The 19,001-nt window shown below is 60.5% G+C and carries 14 protein-coding genes and 2 CRISPR repeat arrays; of the genes, 6 read left to right on the top strand and 8 right to left on the bottom strand.

Going from position 1 to position 19,001, the window contains the following annotated elements; genetic code table 11:
- Window positions 1-86: 86 nt before the first annotated feature.
- The 6 genes from ACFOSU_RS03780 to ACFOSU_RS03755 all read left to right on the top strand — a co-directional run bounded on the left by ACFOSU_RS03780 (window position 87) and on the right by ACFOSU_RS03755 (window position 7,320).
- Window positions 87-1,031, top strand: a complete 945-nt coding sequence (locus ACFOSU_RS03780; RefSeq protein WP_380686606.1) for a branched-chain amino acid ABC transporter permease — start codon at window positions 87-89, stop codon at window positions 1,029-1,031.
- Window positions 1,032-1,091: 60 nt separating this feature from the next.
- Window positions 1,092-1,862 carry an ABC transporter ATP-binding protein gene (locus ACFOSU_RS03775; RefSeq protein WP_380686603.1) on the top strand — a complete coding sequence of 257 codons (771 nt, stop codon included), beginning with the start codon at window positions 1,092-1,094 and terminating at the stop codon, window positions 1,860-1,862.
- Window positions 1,849-2,553 carry an ABC transporter ATP-binding protein gene (locus tag ACFOSU_RS03770; RefSeq protein ID WP_380686601.1) on the top strand — a complete coding sequence of 235 codons (705 nt, stop codon included), beginning with the start codon at window positions 1,849-1,851 and terminating at the stop codon, window positions 2,551-2,553. The genes ACFOSU_RS03775 and ACFOSU_RS03770 overlap by 14 nt, the downstream gene beginning before the upstream one ends.
- A 36-nt stretch (window positions 2,554-2,589) precedes the next feature.
- Window positions 2,590-4,179 (top strand): AMP-binding protein, encoded by a 1,590-nt coding sequence (locus ACFOSU_RS03765; RefSeq protein WP_380686599.1) that lies wholly within the window; start codon window positions 2,590-2,592, stop codon window positions 4,177-4,179.
- Window positions 4,180-4,281: 102 nt separating this feature from the next.
- On the top strand, window positions 4,282-5,598 hold the full coding sequence (locus ACFOSU_RS03760; RefSeq protein WP_380686597.1) for an ABC transporter substrate-binding protein: 1,317 nt from the start codon (window positions 4,282-4,284) through the stop codon (window positions 5,596-5,598).
- A 108-nt stretch (window positions 5,599-5,706) separates the two neighbouring features.
- On the top strand, window positions 5,707-7,320 hold the full coding sequence (locus ACFOSU_RS03755; RefSeq protein WP_380686595.1) for a long-chain-fatty-acid--CoA ligase: 1,614 nt from the start codon (window positions 5,707-5,709) through the stop codon (window positions 7,318-7,320).
- 21 nt (window positions 7,321-7,341) lie between these two features.
- Here the strand turns inward: ACFOSU_RS03755 and ACFOSU_RS03750 are convergent, their stop codons facing one another.
- From ACFOSU_RS03750 to ACFOSU_RS03715, 8 genes are all read right to left on the bottom strand, one after another.
- Window positions 7,342-8,037 carry a TetR/AcrR family transcriptional regulator gene (locus ACFOSU_RS03750; RefSeq protein WP_380686593.1) on the bottom strand — a complete coding sequence of 232 codons (696 nt, stop codon included), beginning with the start codon at window positions 8,035-8,037 and terminating at the stop codon, window positions 7,342-7,344.
- Window positions 8,038-8,277: 240 nt separating this feature from the next.
- Window positions 8,278-8,644: direct repeats of the CRISPR family, unit length 33 nt; unit sequence GTTTCGATCCACGCGACCCCTACGGGTCGCGAC.
- A gap of 98 nt (window positions 8,645-8,742) precedes the next feature.
- Window positions 8,743-11,059: a CRISPR direct-repeat array (repeat unit 33 nt; unit sequence GTTTCGATCCACGCGACCCCTACGGGTCGCGAC).
- A 197-nt stretch (window positions 11,060-11,256) separates the two neighbouring features.
- Window positions 11,257-11,547 carry a CRISPR-associated endonuclease Cas2 gene (gene cas2, locus ACFOSU_RS03745; protein WP_380686591.1) on the bottom strand — a complete coding sequence of 97 codons (291 nt, stop codon included), beginning with the start codon at window positions 11,545-11,547 and terminating at the stop codon, window positions 11,257-11,259.
- Between the two features lie 10 nt (window positions 11,548-11,557).
- Window positions 11,558-12,598, bottom strand: a complete 1,041-nt coding sequence (gene cas1c, locus ACFOSU_RS03740) for a type I-C CRISPR-associated endonuclease Cas1c (protein ID WP_380686587.1) — start codon at window positions 12,596-12,598, stop codon at window positions 11,558-11,560.
- A 3-nt stretch (window positions 12,599-12,601) separates the two neighbouring features.
- A complete protein-coding gene (gene cas4 / locus ACFOSU_RS03735; RefSeq protein ID WP_380686585.1) occupies window positions 12,602-13,231 on the bottom strand; it encodes a CRISPR-associated protein Cas4 in 630 nt (209 codons plus the stop codon).
- Window positions 13,232-13,240: 9 nt separating this feature from the next.
- The gene (gene cas7c / locus ACFOSU_RS03730) at window positions 13,241-14,122 is read right to left on the bottom strand and encodes a type I-C CRISPR-associated protein Cas7/Csd2 (protein ID WP_380686583.1); all 882 of its coding nucleotides are present in this window, start codon (window positions 14,120-14,122) and stop codon (window positions 13,241-13,243) included.
- A 22-nt stretch (window positions 14,123-14,144) separates the two neighbouring features.
- On the bottom strand, window positions 14,145-15,947 hold the full coding sequence (gene cas8c / locus ACFOSU_RS03725) for a type I-C CRISPR-associated protein Cas8c/Csd1 (RefSeq protein ID WP_380686581.1): 1,803 nt from the start codon (window positions 15,945-15,947) through the stop codon (window positions 14,145-14,147).
- Window positions 15,944-16,612 carry a type I-C CRISPR-associated protein Cas5c gene (gene cas5c / locus ACFOSU_RS03720; RefSeq protein WP_380686579.1) on the bottom strand — a complete coding sequence of 223 codons (669 nt, stop codon included), beginning with the start codon at window positions 16,610-16,612 and terminating at the stop codon, window positions 15,944-15,946. The genes cas8c and cas5c overlap by 4 nt, the downstream gene beginning before the upstream one ends.
- A 115-nt stretch (window positions 16,613-16,727) precedes the next feature.
- A complete protein-coding gene (locus tag ACFOSU_RS03715; RefSeq protein ID WP_380686577.1) occupies window positions 16,728-18,959 on the bottom strand; it encodes a CRISPR-associated endonuclease Cas3'' in 2,232 nt (743 codons plus the stop codon).
- Window positions 18,960-19,001 lie beyond the last annotated feature (42 nt).

Raw genomic sequence — 19,001 nt, 5'->3', positions numbered from 1 at the left:
TCACGGGAGAGACGGATGAAGCCGACGCCGCTATGTGCGCCAGCGCCGGTATTTATTCACGCCAGCGCAGGGCGGGTGACAACGCCATGAAGCGCCTGCTCGCGAGCCCGTGGCTGTACGCGGCGGCGGTTGTTGCGCTGATGATCGCGCTGCCGTTCATCGTCGGCCAGTCCGGCTATTACCTCACCGTATTCGTGATGGCCAGCCTCTATGTGATCTCGGCGATTTCGCTGAATCTGCTCACCGGCTATGGCGGCCAGGTCTCGGTCGGGCACGCCGGTTTTCTGGTCGTGGGGGCGTATACGGCGGCGGTGCTGAGTACCAAGCTCGGCCTGCCGTTCGTGATCGCCCTACCGGCGTCGGGCGTGATGACGGCGCTGATCAGTCTGGTTATCGGTCTGCCGGCGGTACGTCTGCGCGGGCATTTCCTGGCCGTGGCCACACTGGGCTTTGGCCTGTCGGTGCCGCAGATCGCGCTCAACTGGGGCTCGGTCACCGGCGGCTATTCCGGGATGGCGGTATCGCGGCCCGATCTGCTGTCCAGTGATCTCGTGTTCTATTACGTGGTGATCCTGTTCACGGTCGTGATCACCTGGATGCTCTACAACATTGCCCGCAGTCGGATGGGGCGAGCGTTTCTGGCGGTGCGCGACAGCGAATCCGCGGCCGCCGCCACCGGGATCAACGTGTCGTTCTACAAGACGATCATGTTCGTGGTGAGCGCGTTCTTCACCGGTATCGCCGGCGGTCTGTATGCCTACTGGACCGGCTTCGTCAGCCCCAACGATTTCGGCATATCCACCTCGCTGCTGCTGCTGGCGATGATCGTCGTGGGCGGGCTGGCATCGATCACCGGCGCCATTATCGGCGCCGTGGTGCTGACGTTCATACCGCACTTCACCGAATCCTATGTCGGGGTCACCGACCTGATCATCGGGGCGGCCGTGGTACTGGTCATTCTGTTTCGCCCGGCCGGCATCGTGTCGCTGGGCGAACTGGTGCGGGGCCGGGGAGGGCGCTCCGATGAATAACGCTTTGCTCTACATGCGTGCCCTATTCGTATTGCTCCCTGCCGACCAGCGGAGGCGCGCATGCTGACGTTCAAGGACATGACAGTGCGCTTTGCCGGGCTGACCGCGGTCAACAAGCTCTGTCTCGAGGTGCCGCAAGGCAGTATCTATTCGATCATCGGCCCCAACGGTGCCGGCAAGACCACCGTGTTCAACTGTGTGAGCCGCTTCTACCAGCCGACCGAGGGCGCGATCGAGTTCGAGGGCGTCGATCTGCTCAAATACAAGCCCCACCAGATCGTCGAACAGGGCGTGGCGCGCAGCTTCCAGAACGTCGAGCTGTTCGCGAAGATGACCGTGCTCGACAATCTGTTGACCGGCCTGCATCCGCTGCTCAAGCGCAACGTCTTCAAGATCGCGCTGAACTGGCCGTCGGTGCTGCGAACCGAGCGCGAGGCGCGCGGCAAGGCGGCCGAGATCATGCGGATTCTGGAGATCTCCGAGCTGGCCCACGAGACAGTCGAGAATCTGCCCTACGGCTATCAGAAGATGGTGGACATCGGCCGCGCCATGATGGCCGAACCACGCCTGATTCTGCTCGACGAGCCGGTGGCGGGCATGAACGCCTCGGAGACCGAGCATCTGGGGCAACTGATCACGCGCCTGAAGACACAGATGGGCATGACCGTGCTGCTCATCGAACACGACATGTCGCTGGTGATGAAGATTTCCGACCATATCGCGGTGATGAACTTTGGCGAGAAGATCGCCGAAGGCGCGCCCGCCGAGGTACAGCGCAATCCGGTGGTCGTCGAAGCCTATCTGGGCGAGGTCGCCGATGCTGAAACTTGAGGGCATTCACGCCCACTATGGCCATATTCACGCCCTGCGCGGGGTGTCCCTGCAGGTGCCCGACGGCCAGATCGTCTCCCTGCTGGGCAGCAACGGCGCCGGCAAGTCGACCACGCTCAAGATCATTTCCTGCCTGATGCGGCCCAAGGCCGGTAGCTTCGAGATCGACGGCGAATCGATGCTGTCCAAGTCCTCCAGCGACCTGGTGGCACGCGGCATCATCCACTGCCCGGAAGGCCGGCGGCTGTTCGGCGAGTTCACGGTGGAGGAGAACCTGCGTATCGGCGCCTACAAGCGCAAGGGCGGCTCGGAGGTCGAGGCGGATATCGAAAAAGTGTGCGGCTATTTCCCGCGCCTGAAAGAGCGCATGCGCCAGCGCGCGGACACCCTCAGCGGCGGCGAGCAGCAGATGGTGGCCATCGGCCGTTCGCTGATGGGCCGGCCCAAGCTGCTGCTGCTGGACGAACCGTCGCTGGGTATCGCGCCCAAGCTGGTGACCGAGATCTTCGAGATCCTGTCCCAGATCAACGCCGCCGGCACCTCGATTCTGCTGGTCGAGCAGAACGCATACATGGCGATGAAGGTGTCGCATTATTCCTATGTACTGGAAAACGGCGCGGTCGGGCTGGAAGGCGATTCACGCGAGATGAGAGACAACGATCATGTTCGCAAGCTGTATCTGGGCGGCTGACCGGCGCGCCCGCGTCACGCGTGTCGGTGTGGCCGCATGAGCGGGCACGCCAACGACGACACGGCGCCGAGCCTGCTCACGCTCAAGCCGCTGTATACCAATGCGTTGCGCAAATACCGCGAGCGCGTGGCGGTTGTCCATGACGGTGACACGCTCACTTACGGCCAGTTACTGCAGGCCAGCTGCCGCGTCGCCCACGCCCTGATCGACGCCGGCGTGACTGCCAACGTGCGGGTGGGCCTGTTGATGTCCAACTGTCTGGCCTATGCGGTGGCCGATCAGGCAATCATCCAGAGCGGCGGCGCCAAGGTGCCGCTCAACGACATGCTGGGCGAGAAGGAAATCCGCTATATCGTCGCGGATTCCAACGCCCGCGTGCTCATCGTCGGGCCCGCTTTTTTCGATATCGTCGCGCGCAACCGAGGCGAGTGGCCCGAGTTGCAGACCATTGTAGGCGTTGCCCCGCGCGACGAATGCCCGGTGGGTTTCGTCTGTTGGGATGACTTCGCCGAGGGTGCGGCGGACACGCCGCCCGATGTGTTGCCGGCGCCGGACGATCTCGCCCTGATCGCCTATACCGGCGGCACCACCGGCCGGCCCAAGGGCGTGATGCACACCCAGCAGGGGACCGTACTCAATCTGTGGTCCCACGTCATCGAAATGGAACTGCTTGATGACGAACGGCTGTTGCTGAGTTCACCACTGCCGCACAGCGCCGGTTTCCTGCTGCTGGCCGGTCTGCTCAAGGGCGCGACCCATTTCGTCGAACGCGGCTTCGACCCGGCAACGGTGGTGCGCCGTATCGAGAACGACCGTGTGACTCTGACGTTCATGGTGCCGACCATGATCTATCGGCTGATCGACTGGATCGGCTCGCAGACGCCGGATCTGTCGTCGCTGCGGACGATTATCTATGGGGCCGCGCCGATCACGGTGCCGCGTCTGCGCCAGGGGCTCGATCTGTTCGGCCCGGTCTTCATGCAACTCTACGGCCAGTCCGAGGCGGTCAATTTCATTACCCGTCTGCGTCGGCAGGACCATCGCCCCGACGGCGATACCGCGCATCGCCTGGCCAGCTGTGGTCAGCCGGTCGCGATGAGCGAAGTGCGTATCGTCGATGCCCAGGGCGATGCGTTGCCGGCCGGCGAGATCGGCGAACTGACTGCGCGCACGCCGTACACGATGCGCGGCTATCACGGCCTGCCCGAGAAGACCGCCGAAACGCTGGTTCACGACTGGCTGCACACCGGCGATATCGCCTATCAGGACGACGACGGCTATGTGTACCTGCTCGATCGCAAGAACGACATGATCATCTCCGGCGGCATGAACGTATATACCAAGGAGGTCGAGGACGCGATCCAGTCCTGCCCGGGCGTAAGCCAGGTGGCGGTGGTCGGATTGCCGCATGCCGACTGGGGCGAGGCGGTGAGCGCGTTCATTGTCGCGGCCGATGGCGCACAGCTAACGGAAACACAGGTGCTGGATCATTGTCGCGGCGAGCTGTCGCGCTACAAACAACCCAAGAACGTGCAGTTCGTCGACGCATTGCCGGTGACCGCCTATGGCAAGCTCGACAAGAAAGCGCTGCGACTACAGGCCGCGCCCGGCGAGAACGCCCCATAGTCGAGCCTCGAATAACAGAATGACCGCGATCCGGCCGGTCGGTCGGCGTGATGTGTGAGAAAACGAAAGGAGGGGAGTATGTTCATTCCGAAGAAGAGACTGTTGAGCGCCCTATGTATGGGCGCGCTGCTCGGCGCCCTGTTAAGCGCCTGCGGCAGTGACGGCGGCGATGCGGACCAGAGTGCCTCGGCCAAGCAAGGCGACGATCTGGCCCAGGGCGTGACTCAGGATCAGATTCTCATCGGCCATCTGGGCCCGCAGACCGGGCCGGTTGCGATCTACGACCAGGTCCGCGAAGGCATCGAGTCCTATTTCAACTACGTGAACGAGCAGGGCGGCGTCAAAGGCCACAAGCTCAAGCTGATCGCCTATGACGATCAGTATCAGCCGTCCAAGACCGTCAAGCTCGCGCGTCGCCTGGTCGAGGAAGACAAGGTCTTCGCTATCCTCGGCGATATCGGCACGCCCACCAACACCGCGATCAAGGATTATCTGGTCGATTCCGGTATCCCGGTGGTCATGCTCAGCTCCGGCTCGTCCCAGTTCGTGAACCCGCCGATCAAGAACTTCATGGGTTCGAGCATCATCAACTACGAGTTCGAGGCCAAGCTGCTGGCCGATTACGCGGTCAATACCCTGGGCGCGAAGAAGATCGCCATCGCCTATCAGAACGACGACTACGGCACGCCGCTGGGCGAGGCCGCCAAGGAGGCGCTCAAGGGCTTCGACGGCGTCGAAGTGGTGCAGGAGGTCAATTTCCAGGCTGGCGACGCCGATCTGAGCTCCCAGGCCCAGCGTCTCAAGCGCGCCAATCCGGACGCCATTCTGGATTTCGCGGTGCCGGCACCGGCGGCCAAGCTCAAGAAAGCGCTGTTCGATATCGGCTTCACCAAACCGCCGTTCATCGTGTCCTCGGTGGGCGCCAACGAGAAGAAACTGTTCGATCTGGCCGGCAAGGAGGTCTGGAACGGCACCTATTCCAGCGCCGTCTACCCGATGCCGGAAGAGTCCGACAGCGATGTCATGAAGGTATTCGTTAAGCAGTTCAGCGGCGATTTCCCGCAGTCGCCACTGGCCGGATCAGCACAGGTGGGCTGGGCCGCCGCGCAGGTACTGGTGGAAGCACTCAAGCGGACCGATAAACTCACCTGGGACGATTTCCTGGCCTCGTTCAACTCGTTCGACAACTGGGACGGGTCGATGTATTCCGGCGTGACCTTCTCCAAGGACAACCACTACGGTCTGACCTCGCTATTCATCACCCAGGCCAAGGACGGCAAGATCGTGCCGATCTCGGACCCGATCTCCTTTGATCCGGCGACCGGCGAGATCAACGCGCCCGAGCAGGGCGGTGACAAGATGGGCGACGACAAGGCGTCGGAAGACAAGGAAAAATCCGGCGACAGCGGCTCGAACTGAGCGTTCGCCGATGAACTCCGGCCCCGGTCGATCCGGGGCCGGAATCCGTCGGCCGGCATGGTCGTCGGCTGCGAGCTCGCGCGGCTCGCCATAACTCCAGGAGACAAAATGGCAGCGCAGGACTACAACCGGCTCGAACGCAATGCCGCCAATCATTCCGCACTCACGCCGCTGAGTTTTCTCAGGCGTTCGGCGGCGATCTACCCGGACAAGACCGCGGTCATCGACAGTGACATGACGCTAACCTATCGCGCGTTCGACGAACGCTGCCGACGACTGGCCAGCGCGCTGGCCGACCGCGGAGTCGGCACCGGCGATACGGTGGCGGTGATCTGCCGCAACACGCACGAGATGCTCGAGGCGCGCTACGCGATTCCGATGCTGGGTGCTGTGATGAACCCGATCAACACGCGGCTCGATGCGGCCACCATCGGCTTCATCCTCGAGCACGGCGATGCCAAGCTGCTGATCTGCGATCACGCCTTTGGCGTTGAGGCCGGCCCCGCGCTGGAACGCCTCGAAACTCCGCCCGATACGGTCGTGATCAACAGTCACGCAGGTGCGACCGGCGAACTTTACGGTGAGCCGTATGAGGATCTGATCGAAGACGGCGATGCCGCCTTCGAATGGGACAAGATCGCCGACGAATGGGACGCGCTCACGCTGCTCTATACGTCCGGCACCACGGGTGATCCCAAGGGCGTGGTCTATCACCACCGTGGTGGCTATCTCGCCGCGATGAGCAACGCCATGGCGTTCAACATGACCGCCGACTCGGTCTATCTGTGGACGCTGCCGATGTTTCACTGCGACGGCTGGGGCTATGTGTGGTCGGTGACCGCAGCGGGTGCGACCCACGTCTGTCTCGATCGTATCGATGCGGAACTCATCCACGAACGCATCGAAGCGCATGGTGTCACTCACATGTGCGGTGCGCCGATCGTGCTCAATACGCTGATCAGCGATTTCGATGCCCGCGGCATCACGCTCAGTTCAGCGGCGACCTATGCACTCGGCGGCGCGGCGCCGCCCGCCGCGGTGATCCGCAAGGCCAAGGAAATCGGCTTCGATATCACCCATCTCTACGGCCTCACCGAAACCTACGGCCCGTCCGCGCTCTGTGTCTGGCAGCCGGAATGGGCAGGTCTGGACGTCGACGCGCTCGCCTCACGGATGGCACGCCAGGGCGTGGCCAATTTCGCCATCGACGACTTTACGGTGCTCAGCGTGGAGGACGGCACGCCGGTACCGTTCGACGGCGAAACCATCGGCGAGATCTGTATCCGCGGCAACACGGTGATGAAGGGCTATCTCAAGAACCCGTCCAAGACCGACGAATCCTTCGCCGATGGCTGGTTCCATTCCGGCGATCTCGCCGTCACACATCCGGACGGCTATATCGAGATCAAGGACCGCGCCAAGGACATCATCATTTCCGGCGGCGAGAACATATCGAGCCTGGAGATCGAAGACGTGCTCTACGGTCACGAGGCCGTGGCGGAAGCCGCGGTCGTCGCCCGGCCCGACGAAAAATGGGGCGAGGTGCCCTGTGCGTTCATCACCCTGCGCAGCGGGCAGCACGTCGGCGAGGATGAGATCATCGCCTGGTGCCGAGACCGCATGGCCCACTTCAAGGCGCCGAAAAAAATCGTGTTCGGAGAACTGCCCAAAACGGCTACCGGCAAGATCCGCAAGAACGTGCTGCGCGAACAACTCGACTGAATAGCCGGCAGTACCGTCGCGTCAGGCGCGTTCGAACTGCAGATAGCGTTCCAGCAGCTCGCGCATGGTCTGGGCATAGGTCGTCACCGACGTGCCCTGATCGCGATACTTGCCGCGCTTGAGATACCAGTCCTGCAGCATCGCCTTGATCAACGAGGCCAGCAGCCGCGTATCCACGCGTATGAAAATGCCAGCGGCGACGCCTTCATCCAGGATATCGCGGTAGATGCTTTCGGTTTCCAGTTCCACGGCCACCGCATCGCGCTTTTGCGACTCCGGCAGGCGCTTAGCTTCCATATAGGAAAAATAGAACCACGGCCGCATCAGTTCACTCAGATACAGATGGCTTTTCACCGCCACGAACAGCTTCTCGCACGGGTCGGTCACGTCGCGGGTGAAATCCAGCAGGGTGCGCTTGGTGAGCATGAAGCCGTGGCTCTGGATCAGGCCGATCAGATCGTCCTTGTTGCGGATATACGCATACAGCCCGCCCATGCTCAGCCCTGAATCTGCACACAGATCACGCAGCGTCATCGCCTGAAAGCCTTTCGAGTTGGCCAGCCGCAGGGTGGAGTCGATGATGCGCACCAGATTCTTTACCGCGACGTGCTCTTTCTTGATCTGGATCATGTCGCGATTTTCGCGGTACAACGTCGTGCAGATATCCTGTTTCGACAGGTTTACGATCTGCTGAAATTGTTCAAAGTCGGAATTCATGGCACCAATAGGATAGGCGTGACGCAGGGCCTGCCTTGCAGCCGTTAGCATCATATCGCGGATCCCTCTTTCTTCAGAATCTACGACAAACTTAAGCGCGCTTTTTATCGAAGCGCGCTATGGCGGTTGGGTAGGTAGCGATTCACGATGCGTGATTGCTGATAGGCCAGAGGTTTTCCGATCCATTCGAGCGAGCGGGCCGCGACATAGGCCGTCGCCTTCGCGTCATTCGTGCTGCTTGTTTCGATCCACGCGACCCCTACGGGTCGCGACTTCACGTCGCGGTAGATCGCCACCAGCCAGGCGCGTTTCGATCCACGCGACCCCTACGGGTCGCGACGCTGGGGCAGCGAGTACCGCGCGCCGAGCGAAGAAGTTTCGATCCACGCGACCCCTACGGGTCGCGACCAAGCAGGCCGAGGATGGCTGGGTCCGGATGCAGTTTCGATCCACGCGACCCCTACGGGTCGCGACGCAGACGGCGGATCTGATCGATGGCCAATACCGGTTTCGATCCACGCGACCCCTACGGGTCGCGACCGGCTTTGAGCTTATCGTCGTCAGCGTGTGCGTTGTTTCGATCCACGCGACCCCTACGGGTCGCGACGAGAAAGTGTGACCGGCGTCGTACCGTCCGCCGGTTTCGATCCACGCGACCCCTAGGGTCGCGACCGCGCTGCCCCGTTCCCGGCAAGCTGTCTTTGTAGTTTCGATCCACGCGACCCCTACGGGTCGCGACCGCTGCAAACACAGCCAGTGCCGATGCCGTCTCGCGGTTTCGATCCACGCGACCCCTACGGGTCGCGACGGCACGAGCTTGTCGGATTGCCGGCATCGCAATCGTTTCGATCCACGCGACCCCTACGGGTCGCGACTGTTGGCGTGCTTAACTCGCTGCACGGCAGGGTCGGTTTCGATCCACGCGACCCCTACGGGTCGCGACACCGTCGTGTCATCAATGACGACATCGACGCTCAGGTTTCGATCCACGCGACCCCTACGGGTCGCGACCCTCGCTAGAGGCCGTATGGCGGCGCTACCACGAGGTTTCGATCCACGCGACCCCTACGGGTCGCGACATCCGGCTCGTCGCTCGGCAGGGGCGGGGCGTTGTTTCGATCCACGCGACCCCTACGGGTCGCGACCGCGTGGCGACATTTGCGACCCGAGCAGTGATCGTTTCGATCCACGCGACCCCTACGGGTCGCGACAACGGTGGCAGCACATCCACAGTTGGGCGCAATCGTTTCGATCCACGCGACCCCTACGGGTCGCGACAACAGGCCCCCACCACCGCCGGCACCGTCTTTGCCGTTTCGATCCACGCGACCCCTACGGGTCGCGACGAGGACGGTCTCGATGGTATCTCGATCATCAATGTTTCGATCCACGCGACCCCTACGGGTCGCGACGCGAGCTGCCGGTAGAACACGTGGCGCTCAAACAGTTTCGATCCACGCGACCCCTACGGGTCGCGACCACCCCGCTGGGTCGCAGCGTCACGATCATCGGCCAGTTTCGATCCACGCGACCCCTACGGGTCGCGACTCCGTCAATGGCCAGCTATCGAAAGCGCGGGCAGTTTCGATCCACGCGACCCCTACGGGTCGCGACGCCAGATTATCCGGCAGGCTCTTGGGCGTAACCCGTTTCGATCCACGCGACCCCTACGGGTCGCGACGATCTGGCGGAGACGCTCGCGCATGCCGCTGTTGTTTCGATCCACGCGACCCCTACGGGTCGCGACATGGCGTGTCGTTGGAGAATCTGGACCATGGCCAAGTTTCGATCCACGCGACCCCTACGGGTCGCGACCCTCGGAGATATAGCCGCCGGTACAGGTCGAGGTGTTTCGATCCACGCGACCCCTACGGGTCGCGACGCGTAGGCGCTTCATGGGCGCGATGCTCATGACCGTTTCGATCCACGCGACCCCTACGGGTCGCGACCCGGGTACAGATCGTTTCTGGCTGCGAGACTGCGTTTCGATCCACGCGACCCCTACGGGTCGCGACGCGCCATGCGTTCCAGGTTCTCGGGCAGGAATCCGTTTCGATCCACGCGACCCCTACGGGTCGCGACGGGCCATGCAGGCCCAGATCATCACCATGAGCAGCAGGTTTCGATCCACGCGACCCCTACGGGTCGCGACCAGTCGGTGGACTGGATCGAGATAGACGACGCCGTTTCGATCCACGCGACCCCTACGGGTCGCGACTCTACCGAAAGGAGATGTCGACCAACGGAGCATCGTTTCGATCCACGCGACCCCTACGGGTCGCGACGCTCTGCCAGCGTCAGCGGCTCACAGTAGAACTGGTTTCGATCCACGCGACCCCTACGGGTCGCGACCGCCAGCGTTTCGTGTATATATCCGGTCTTGTACGTTTCGATCCACGCGACCCCTACGGGTCGCGACCGACCAGTCGGGCGGAGGATGCGGAGTCAAGCGGTTTCGATCCACGCGACCCCTACGGGTCGCGACGTTGGAAGTTCTCAAACAACGTCTGCAAGACGCCGTTTCGATCCACGCGACCCCTACGGGTCGCGACACGCCGGGATGGAGGTTCACGTTATCGACAACTTGTTTCGATCCACGCGACCCCTACGGGTCGCGACCGTTGGCGGGTGGCGTCGTCGTGCCGTAGGAGCCGTTTCGATCCACGCGACCCCTACGGGTCGCGACGGGCGTGCGCCACAGAGTCGACAGACAAGCCCTGTTTCGATCCACGCGACCCCTACGGGTCGCGACATCCGCAGTTCCTGCGGGTCGAAGCACACGGCTGAGTTTCGATCCACGCGACCCCTACGGGTCGCGACCGGGTGGAAGGAATCTCGTCGCCAAGGTCGAACGAGTTTCGATCCACGCGACCCCTACGGGTCGCGACCGCTGCGGCCGCCATTGGACAGGCGCGAGTTGTCGTTTCGATCCACGCGACCCCTACGGGTCGCGACATGGGCGTTTCGATTACCTCAAAGGGCGGGTGATGTTTCGATCCACGCGACCCCTACGGGTCGCGACTGCGATCATCCAAACGATTGTTTTCAATAACGGAAAACCGCCGTATGGGCGAACGTCTTCGATTTTCCCAGACTTTGGGAGTTGCGATATGAAACGGATGGGCTAACACACTGTTTTATTGGATTGTTAAAGAGCCGCGAATACCCCCGGCATTCTAGGTACGCTTGGGGTTCGCAAAAGGCGGTGGACTAGCAGCGTCAGAGGATCAGCGGTGCGTTGAGGTCACGCACGGGTTTGGCGCCGATGTGTTCGACGCGGCGCTGCCATTTTCGCCCGAGAAAATAGAAACGCAGGCTGTCGGCATCCTCGTTGATAATATCGCAGAGCCGGTTTTTCAGTTTGACCCACTGATCGGGCTCGACTTCTATTTCGAACACCGAATATTGGACCCGTTGGCCATAATCCAGGCAGGCCTTGCCTACGCGTCGCAGTCGCCTCGGACCGTCTCCGCTGACCACGCTTACGTCGTAACTGACCAGTACCATCATGGCGAGCTGCCTATTGCCAAATAAATGGAGGGTATGCGTCGAGATCGCCCCGCAGGTGGCGTGCGAGTAGTTGCGCTTGAAGGCTTGGGACCAAGCCCAGTGGGGCTGTTTCTCCTAGAAAAGGATGCGTCAGTTCTTCGCGTTTACGCTCTTGATACGTCGTCAGTACAGTTTTGCGAGCATCGTCAGTAAGCAAAACCGCGCCGCTTTCGGCGACAGAGAAGTCCTTGGCCTTGATCTGATGGCGATTGATCAGAGTCAGCGCGAGCCGGTCGGCCAGGATCGGCCGGAATTCCTCGGCAAGGTCCAGCGCAAGACTCGGCCGCCCTGGCCGGTCGCGGTGCAGAAATCCCACAGCCGAATCCAGCCCGGTTTGTTCCAAAGCCGATCGGCAATCGTGTGTGAGCAGCGTATAGAGAAACGACAGTAGGGCGTTGACGCGATCGCGCGGCGGGCGGCGATTGCGCCCGCTGAACACAAACTCGTCTTCTTCGCTGTTGATCAGCGCAGAGAAACTACCGAAATAACTTTGCGCGGCTTCGCCTTCCAATCCACGCAGCACTTGCGCGTCGTAGGTTTCGAGCAGGCGTGCGCCGATGCGTTCCAGACGTTTGACGGTCGATTCGAGTGCGCGGCGGTCGGCGTCGTGCAGCCGATCCCCGCGGTCACGCAGCTGTCGGCGCGCGACCGCGCGTTGGTTATGTATCTTGCCAATTAGTAAATGCCGGATGATTGGTACGCAGCGCTTGGGATCGTCGGTCGTGCGGTACTGAGTGCGTCGCAGCAGCACGTTGCCGGATACTGGCCCTTCCACGCGTGCCTGAAACCGGCCGTTCGGGGTGAAATAGCTGATAGCGATCGCCTGTTCGCAGCAATAGGCCATCAGCGGCGGTGACACCAATACACGCCCGAAGCAGACTAGCGATTCGAGCATGTGCGCCGGAATACGGCCACGCTCTTCGCTCTCGATCATCATGACGATATTGGCGCCGTCTTTCTTCAGCCAGGCGCCTTCGCTGGTCACGTAGAGCGTATTGAGCAGACGTCGCACGATTCAGCGCCCGAGCTGGGCGGCAAGCCACTGGGAAACAGGCACATGCGATGACATGGCCTGTGGCTGACAGTGATCGATCAGCGAACACTGGTCGCATTTTTTAGCGGCGTAGACGGCTCGCGGTGTCTTACCGTGTCTGATCAGTGCGCGTGTCTCAGCAGCAATGTCTTCGGTGAGTTGTCGGAGCGCTTGATCAAAGGTGACTGATTTTCGGCGCTTCGTCTGGCCGTAGAACAGAGCGCCTTCCGGGATATCTACCGATAGCATCTCTTCAAGACAAAGCGCCTGAGCACAGAGCTGGACCTCATCCGCCCGATGGGCTTTCGGACGCCCGCGCTTGTATTCAATTGGGCGGACAATACGCGTTGTGTCGGTCTGCTCGAACTCCACGACATCTGCGTAACCTGTCAGCCCCAGACGGTCGCAGGCCAGCGGAAGCGCCATCGCGGTGTACACACCGCGGCGCTGTTCGTGGCCATACCGATCAGCGCGCTCGTGTAGTACACGCCCTTCAGCCGTATGCCGGTTTTCCTGCCAGATACGCTCGATATGTATGAGTGCGCACTGCCGGTCGCAATACAGATAGTGCTGTAACGCAGAAATCGGAACGATGATGTCTTCTTCTTCCAACGGGCCGGCTCAAAGCATCTCTTCGACCGTGACGCCGTCCTGTAGGCCGTCGCGGTTGAGCGTAACTTGATAATCGCTGTATCGACGAGCAGGGCTGTCGGCTTCCCCGTCTTGTCTTGCCACATGCACTCGATCAAACAGCGTATGCGCCGGTGCGTTACCCATCGCGTTGTCATGTTTGAACACGATAAGTCTACGAGCAGCTATTTCGCCGCGAGCGGCAGACCGGTCGTGTTCGAACATATTCATCAATGCCCGCCAGAACAATGCGAGATCGTCTTCGGAAAAGCCTGTGCGCTCGGCTAGTTTCGCGGAGATGAAGCCGTGGGCACGATATAAACCGTACGGGATGATGTGTTTGCGACCCATTGTCCGGTTATCGCCGCTCTGTTTTTCTGCTTCGGCTTCTGTGGTGACCGCCATACGAGTGATCGATACTTCCAGCGGCACGACTGGATCAATCGATTGTGCGAATGCGATCTGGATGGGGCCGCGTACCTGCCCGGCATTGATGCCGGTGGTCATCACTGCGCCAAAGGTGCGGACGTCGAAGAAGTTCTTGCACATCCATTGTGTCAAGGCACGCGCATCGGCTTCTTTCTTTGGCAGCTTGCTTTTCTCGGGCTCAATTTCGAGCGCTTCGTATGCTTTCCGGTGCTGGTTATTCAGCACGGCTTTTTCCTGCATGTAGATCGCATAGCCGCTGGATTCGTCTTTGTCGAGCGCCACAAAATTACGAATCTTGCGTTTTAGGCAGACGTCGGTCACCAGCCCTTGATTCGTTTCCGGATCAAGTCGAGGCAGGTTGCCCGCATCCGGGTCACCGTTTGGGTTGCCATTGGCAACATCGAAAAGAAGAACGAACTCGTAGCGATTGCTGATTGCGGTCATGGATCCCCCTCAATATTTTGAATTATTCGGCGTCGGCCGACGCCGGTTCTTCTGCTTTCTTGGCAAATCGGGCTTCGCGCTGGTGGTAGTAGCCGATGGCAAATCGGCCTTGATCCTCGATACGCAGGTGTTTCGGGAATGTCCCGCCGAGGCCATCGACGATATGGCCGATCTCGCCCTCGATGTGGCCAGCAAGCCCGGGCCGCTCGCCCTTGCGGATGTTCGATAGATGATGCTGCGCGTTCCGCACGAGAATGGGGAATACGCTGGCTGGCGTTGCTGAAGCCGAGCCGAAGTAGCGATCCTTGATGGATGCATTCACGCGGCCAAGTGCGGTGCGCTGGACATTTTCCAGCTCGGCAAACAGACGGCCCAGCAGATAGCCGGGGTGGGTCGAGTCACGGTCAAGGCTCATGGCAATCTCTGATGTGGGCGAGTGTGGGTTGGCGAGACGGGCTTCGCGTTGCAGAACCGCCTTGCACAACGCAATGCGCATGCGGCCGGTCGCCGATGGCGAACCAATATCGCCGTCGTTGCGAAAGCGCATGACGGTCTGAGTAAGCAGCGCGCGTGGATAGCGTTGACCGTTGAGAATCGAACGCATGGTCTCGCCGGCCAGCAAAGGCGAGACGTCGTCGCTCTTGGTCTTGCCATCGCGGCTGGGCGCGGTTGCGTTGACCAATCGCCACACGGCCGGTGCAATGCCCGCCCAGGCGGGCGGGTCGAGCGCCAGGTCGTGCCAGTGATCGGCATAACGTTGCATGAGCGTATCCAAGCGCTCGGTACACCAGAAGCGAATCGATAGCCGTGCCGCATTCGGGGCCAGCCCCAGCACATACATCCGCGTGTCTGGATCGATATCGGCCGAGAGGTCGGCTAGAGGGCGACCCTTGGCGATCTGTGCGAGCACATCGTGAATACGCTGATTTTCCTGTTCGTCGCTCGGTGGCTCGTTTGCTGCTGCGAAGAAATCCTCGGCGGCCTCGGCCGACTTTGCGTCGCGCGCATCGGCCCAGAACACGGTAGTGGTATCGCCGATACGAAGACGATGTCGATTATCAGCGTCGCGTCGTAACAGATGATTAAGTGCGGTGGCGTAGCCGAATACGGCCGGTTTCGACAAGCCTGCAGTGGCTTCCTTGGTCAATCCGTATGACAGATACGCATTGCTGTTGAATGAAATCAGTGCACCGCCTGATGTTTGTGCGCCGTCGACGCCTCGAATACGCGGGTGCCCGCTAGCAAGCGGCGCTTGCTCGCCGGTGACCAGACACTGGGCCAATGTTTCATGTTCGCTTTCGAGGGAGTCCTGCCAAGTCTTCTGCGCCGTGGGTGCGTCGTGGATATAAGCGCGCGCGCCGTCAATGCGGAATACCACGTTGCTATCCAATACGTCGTCGCTGTAACCGGGCAGGCCCGCAGCATGGTCTGGATGCCATTGGTCTAGGAAGGCAAGAAGTGCTATCAGCGACTCGTCGTCAGTCGCGCCAAAGAGTTCTTTTTGACGCGCTATGAATGCTTGGTGTTCGCTAGCCATTCGAGCGCTGGGCTTTGCGGAGCAGCCAATGACGTAAGAGGTCTTGTCCCACAGAGGATTGGCGTAGATACCGGACGTGCGTGAAATTTCCGGATTCGTCGGCACCCGCATCGCCGCCGGTCGCGCTTTGTTGCCGTCTTGGCGGCGTAGATCAGAAAACTCGATCGGGCGTCCTTGGCGATCGATGATCAGCGCAAAGCTGATGTTTTCGACGCTGTAGCCAAAGCTTGGCACTTCGCCGTGCTCGGCGAGCCGATCGTAAAGACGATTGAGTGCAGCAAGAATCATTGCCGCGCCTGCTCGAACGGCGGTACTGCAATGATGCCGTCCACCATATGCGCCCGGTAATAACGAGGGGTATTGCCGTTCGCAAAATCGATGTCGTGGAGCATGAAGCCGAGGTCGCGTTCGCCTTCGAGAGCGGCACAGGTCACAGGAATTGCGCTGTTCGTTTCGAGCAACTCAAACGCCGCGGGGAATTCTCGTACGCCCAGGCACGGCGCATGAAAGCACTGCCCGCGTCTGGCCCGGCGGTTAAACGTATCCAGGTGCTTGCCCACCGAGTCGTCCCTACCGGCTTTCGGCGTGAGATTGAAGTGCGCTTCGATCACATAGGCCACGTCCCGCAGCAGCGTGGTAGCTCTTTGCTGGCGGCCATCCTCTACTGTGTAGTTCAGTTCCGACAGATCTCCTTTATTGCGAGCGGAAGAGATATTCCGCGCAGGAATCTTGTCTCCCACTTCATTGCGGCGCAGTGATTCGAAACGAATGGGTTTGAGTACGTGAATACGATCGATCACCCAGGTGATCGCAGGCTTCCAATGAATAGCTTCGATGATGCCGCGTGCAGCCGATGGCGTAATCACGTCATAGGACACGCGTTCGACTTTCATCTCCGGGCGCGTAAAACACGCCCGATCGCCCCATACATGCAGCTTGACCCCAAAGCTCATGTGTAATCCCCCAATTACCCTGATTAAACGGATGCGCCCTTGCAGAATGCATCCCGTTTTGATATCTCCGCCTAGTTCTAGCTCAGTGTTTCGACCCGCGTCCACTAAACTTGAACTAGAAGATCAAACTCTCGGCGCGCATAAATGACGGGTTGTCCCAGTTTAGCCCGCTGTTTTCGTTGTATAAATCACGGTTGGCTAGAACCACAAACTCGTCTCCAAATTCTTCCGGCCGTATCGTTGTGAGTGCTCCGGCCTGCTCGAGTGCGCAAAAACCTTGGCGAGGCACTTGCACCGTGAAGAATTGCAGACGGCGTGCGATACCGCCGACTTTGTCGGCAAACGCCAAAGCTCTCAGCGCATCTTTTGCGGCTTGTTCTCTGGGAATGATGATCGCGCGCTGTGTATTCTCGATCAGTCGATAATCGGTCTCTATCTGTTCAAAAGGCAGGCTATCGATCTGCGCGTTACTCAACGACGATAGAATGGCGTGCTTGTCCAATCCCATTGCGCCTTGTTGCCAGTACAGCATCTCAAAGTAGCGCTGCATGATGTCGGGCGACAACGGATCGGCGCCGGGGTTGTTGCGCAATATTTCACCCATCACCTGAGCGAATGCCTTGAGTTCCGGTGGCGGTGCCCAGTCTTCGTTTGCTGTGCCAAACACCAGCACTTCGCTGTCCGAGCATGCGCGTTTTCCTTCGCGGTTACAGCGCCCTGCGGCCTGAGCGATGGAATCGAGCCCTGCCTCAGCCCTGAGAACACGCGGGAAATCAACGTCGACCCCGGCCTCGATCAGCGACGTGGCAATCACTCGGCAGGGCTTGCCGCTCTGAAGGCGTGTGCGGATATCATCAAGCACGGCACGCCGATGAATCGCGTACATCGCGGTTGTCAGGTGACGGGCGCCTGGCTGCTCAGCAATGGCGTCGAATAGGAAACGCGCGTGACGCCGGTTGTTGACGATGCACAACACCTGCTCGTTATGCGCGAGTTGATCGATGACTTCTGTGTCGGTCAAAGGCCCGACATGACGCACTTGCACGCGCTTGAATGACTCAAAAAGCGTGCCGGGTGAGGGCGCTAGTTCTCGGACATCATGAAGCGCTTCTGGCAGGGCGCCGCCGTGCGAATCGGACAATGCGGGTTGGGTCGCAGTGCAGTAAACCACGCTGGTTCGATAATTCAGACGCAGCTCGTCGAGTGCCGCTAGACTTGGACGTAGTAATCCAAGCGGCAGTGTCTGTGCCTCATCCAACACCACGACGCTATTCGCAATGTTATGCAGCTTGCGGCAGCGTGATGTCTTGGCGGCAAACAAGCTTTCGTAGAACTGTACTGCCGTGGTGACGATTACGGGCGCATCCCAATTCTCGCTATCGCGCCTGAGTTTGTCTATGGTCTTCGCGCCTGCTTCCTTGAGTGACTCCACGGTCTGGGAATCAAACGAGCCATGGTGCTCCAGCACAGCATCTGGCCCGTAAGCCCCGAGTGCTTTACGAAAAACCGCTGCGTTCTGTTCAACGATGCTGGTGAACGGGATCACGTAGATAACCCGATCGAGACCGTGGGTCGCGGCGTGGTCGAGGGCGAAAGCGAGGGACGTCAGGGTTTTGCCGCCGCCGGTTGGCACCGTGAGGCTAAAATGTCCCGGTGAAAGCGATGCCTGCTTTCGCGCATGTTCCAGAATCTGTCGCCGGCGTTTGTTCACCGGCCCGGTGCCAGTGAGCTGCGCTAAATAACGGTCTAGCTCATCGCGGAGTGCGTTCAGCGCCGGGCGCCCGCCGCGATTCAATGGATTTGAATCGACCCGAGCGTAGAACTGTTCGGTTTCGATGAAATCGGCATCGACCAGCGAGGAAAAAAGCATGCGGCAGAAGAACGCGTATTGAAAAAACGCGCGCTTGCGAATCATCTTTAGTGGTGGCGCGGCTAGTTCAGGCAATGTGATCTCCCGCGCCCATGATGGATCTAACGGCTCGATATCGGCCACCAGACGATCAGCCAGCGGGCGACGCGCCCCCGGCGTGCGGCCATTGGCCAAGCCTGCATGATGGCCGGCGATAGCATAGGCCAGGAGTGTCCCTAGGTTTTTGCCATAGTGCCGTTGCGCTTCGACCGCGCCGGCCGTAGCGTGATCGACAGCTTGTTTGCTGCCGGTCAGTCGTGCCTGGAAGGCATCGCTGTATTTGCCGAGATCGTGTAGCAAGCCGAGCACCTCAGCGAAAGAAGCGCAGTCAAACCGACTGGCTCGTTGAGCTGCCATCACTGCGACAGAGTGGGCGTGATCAGATAATGTCTGCCAATCACTTTGATCTTCGCGCTCAGTGGAATGCGCGTAGCGCATAACGTATCTCGTTGCTTGTTGCGATTGACCACGCTATACGAC

Source organism: Salinisphaera aquimarina (genome assembly GCF_042643355.1).
GTDB lineage: Bacteria > Pseudomonadota > Gammaproteobacteria > Nevskiales > Salinisphaeraceae > Salinisphaera > Salinisphaera aquimarina.
This window is presented reverse-complemented; position numbering and strand designations above follow the sequence as displayed.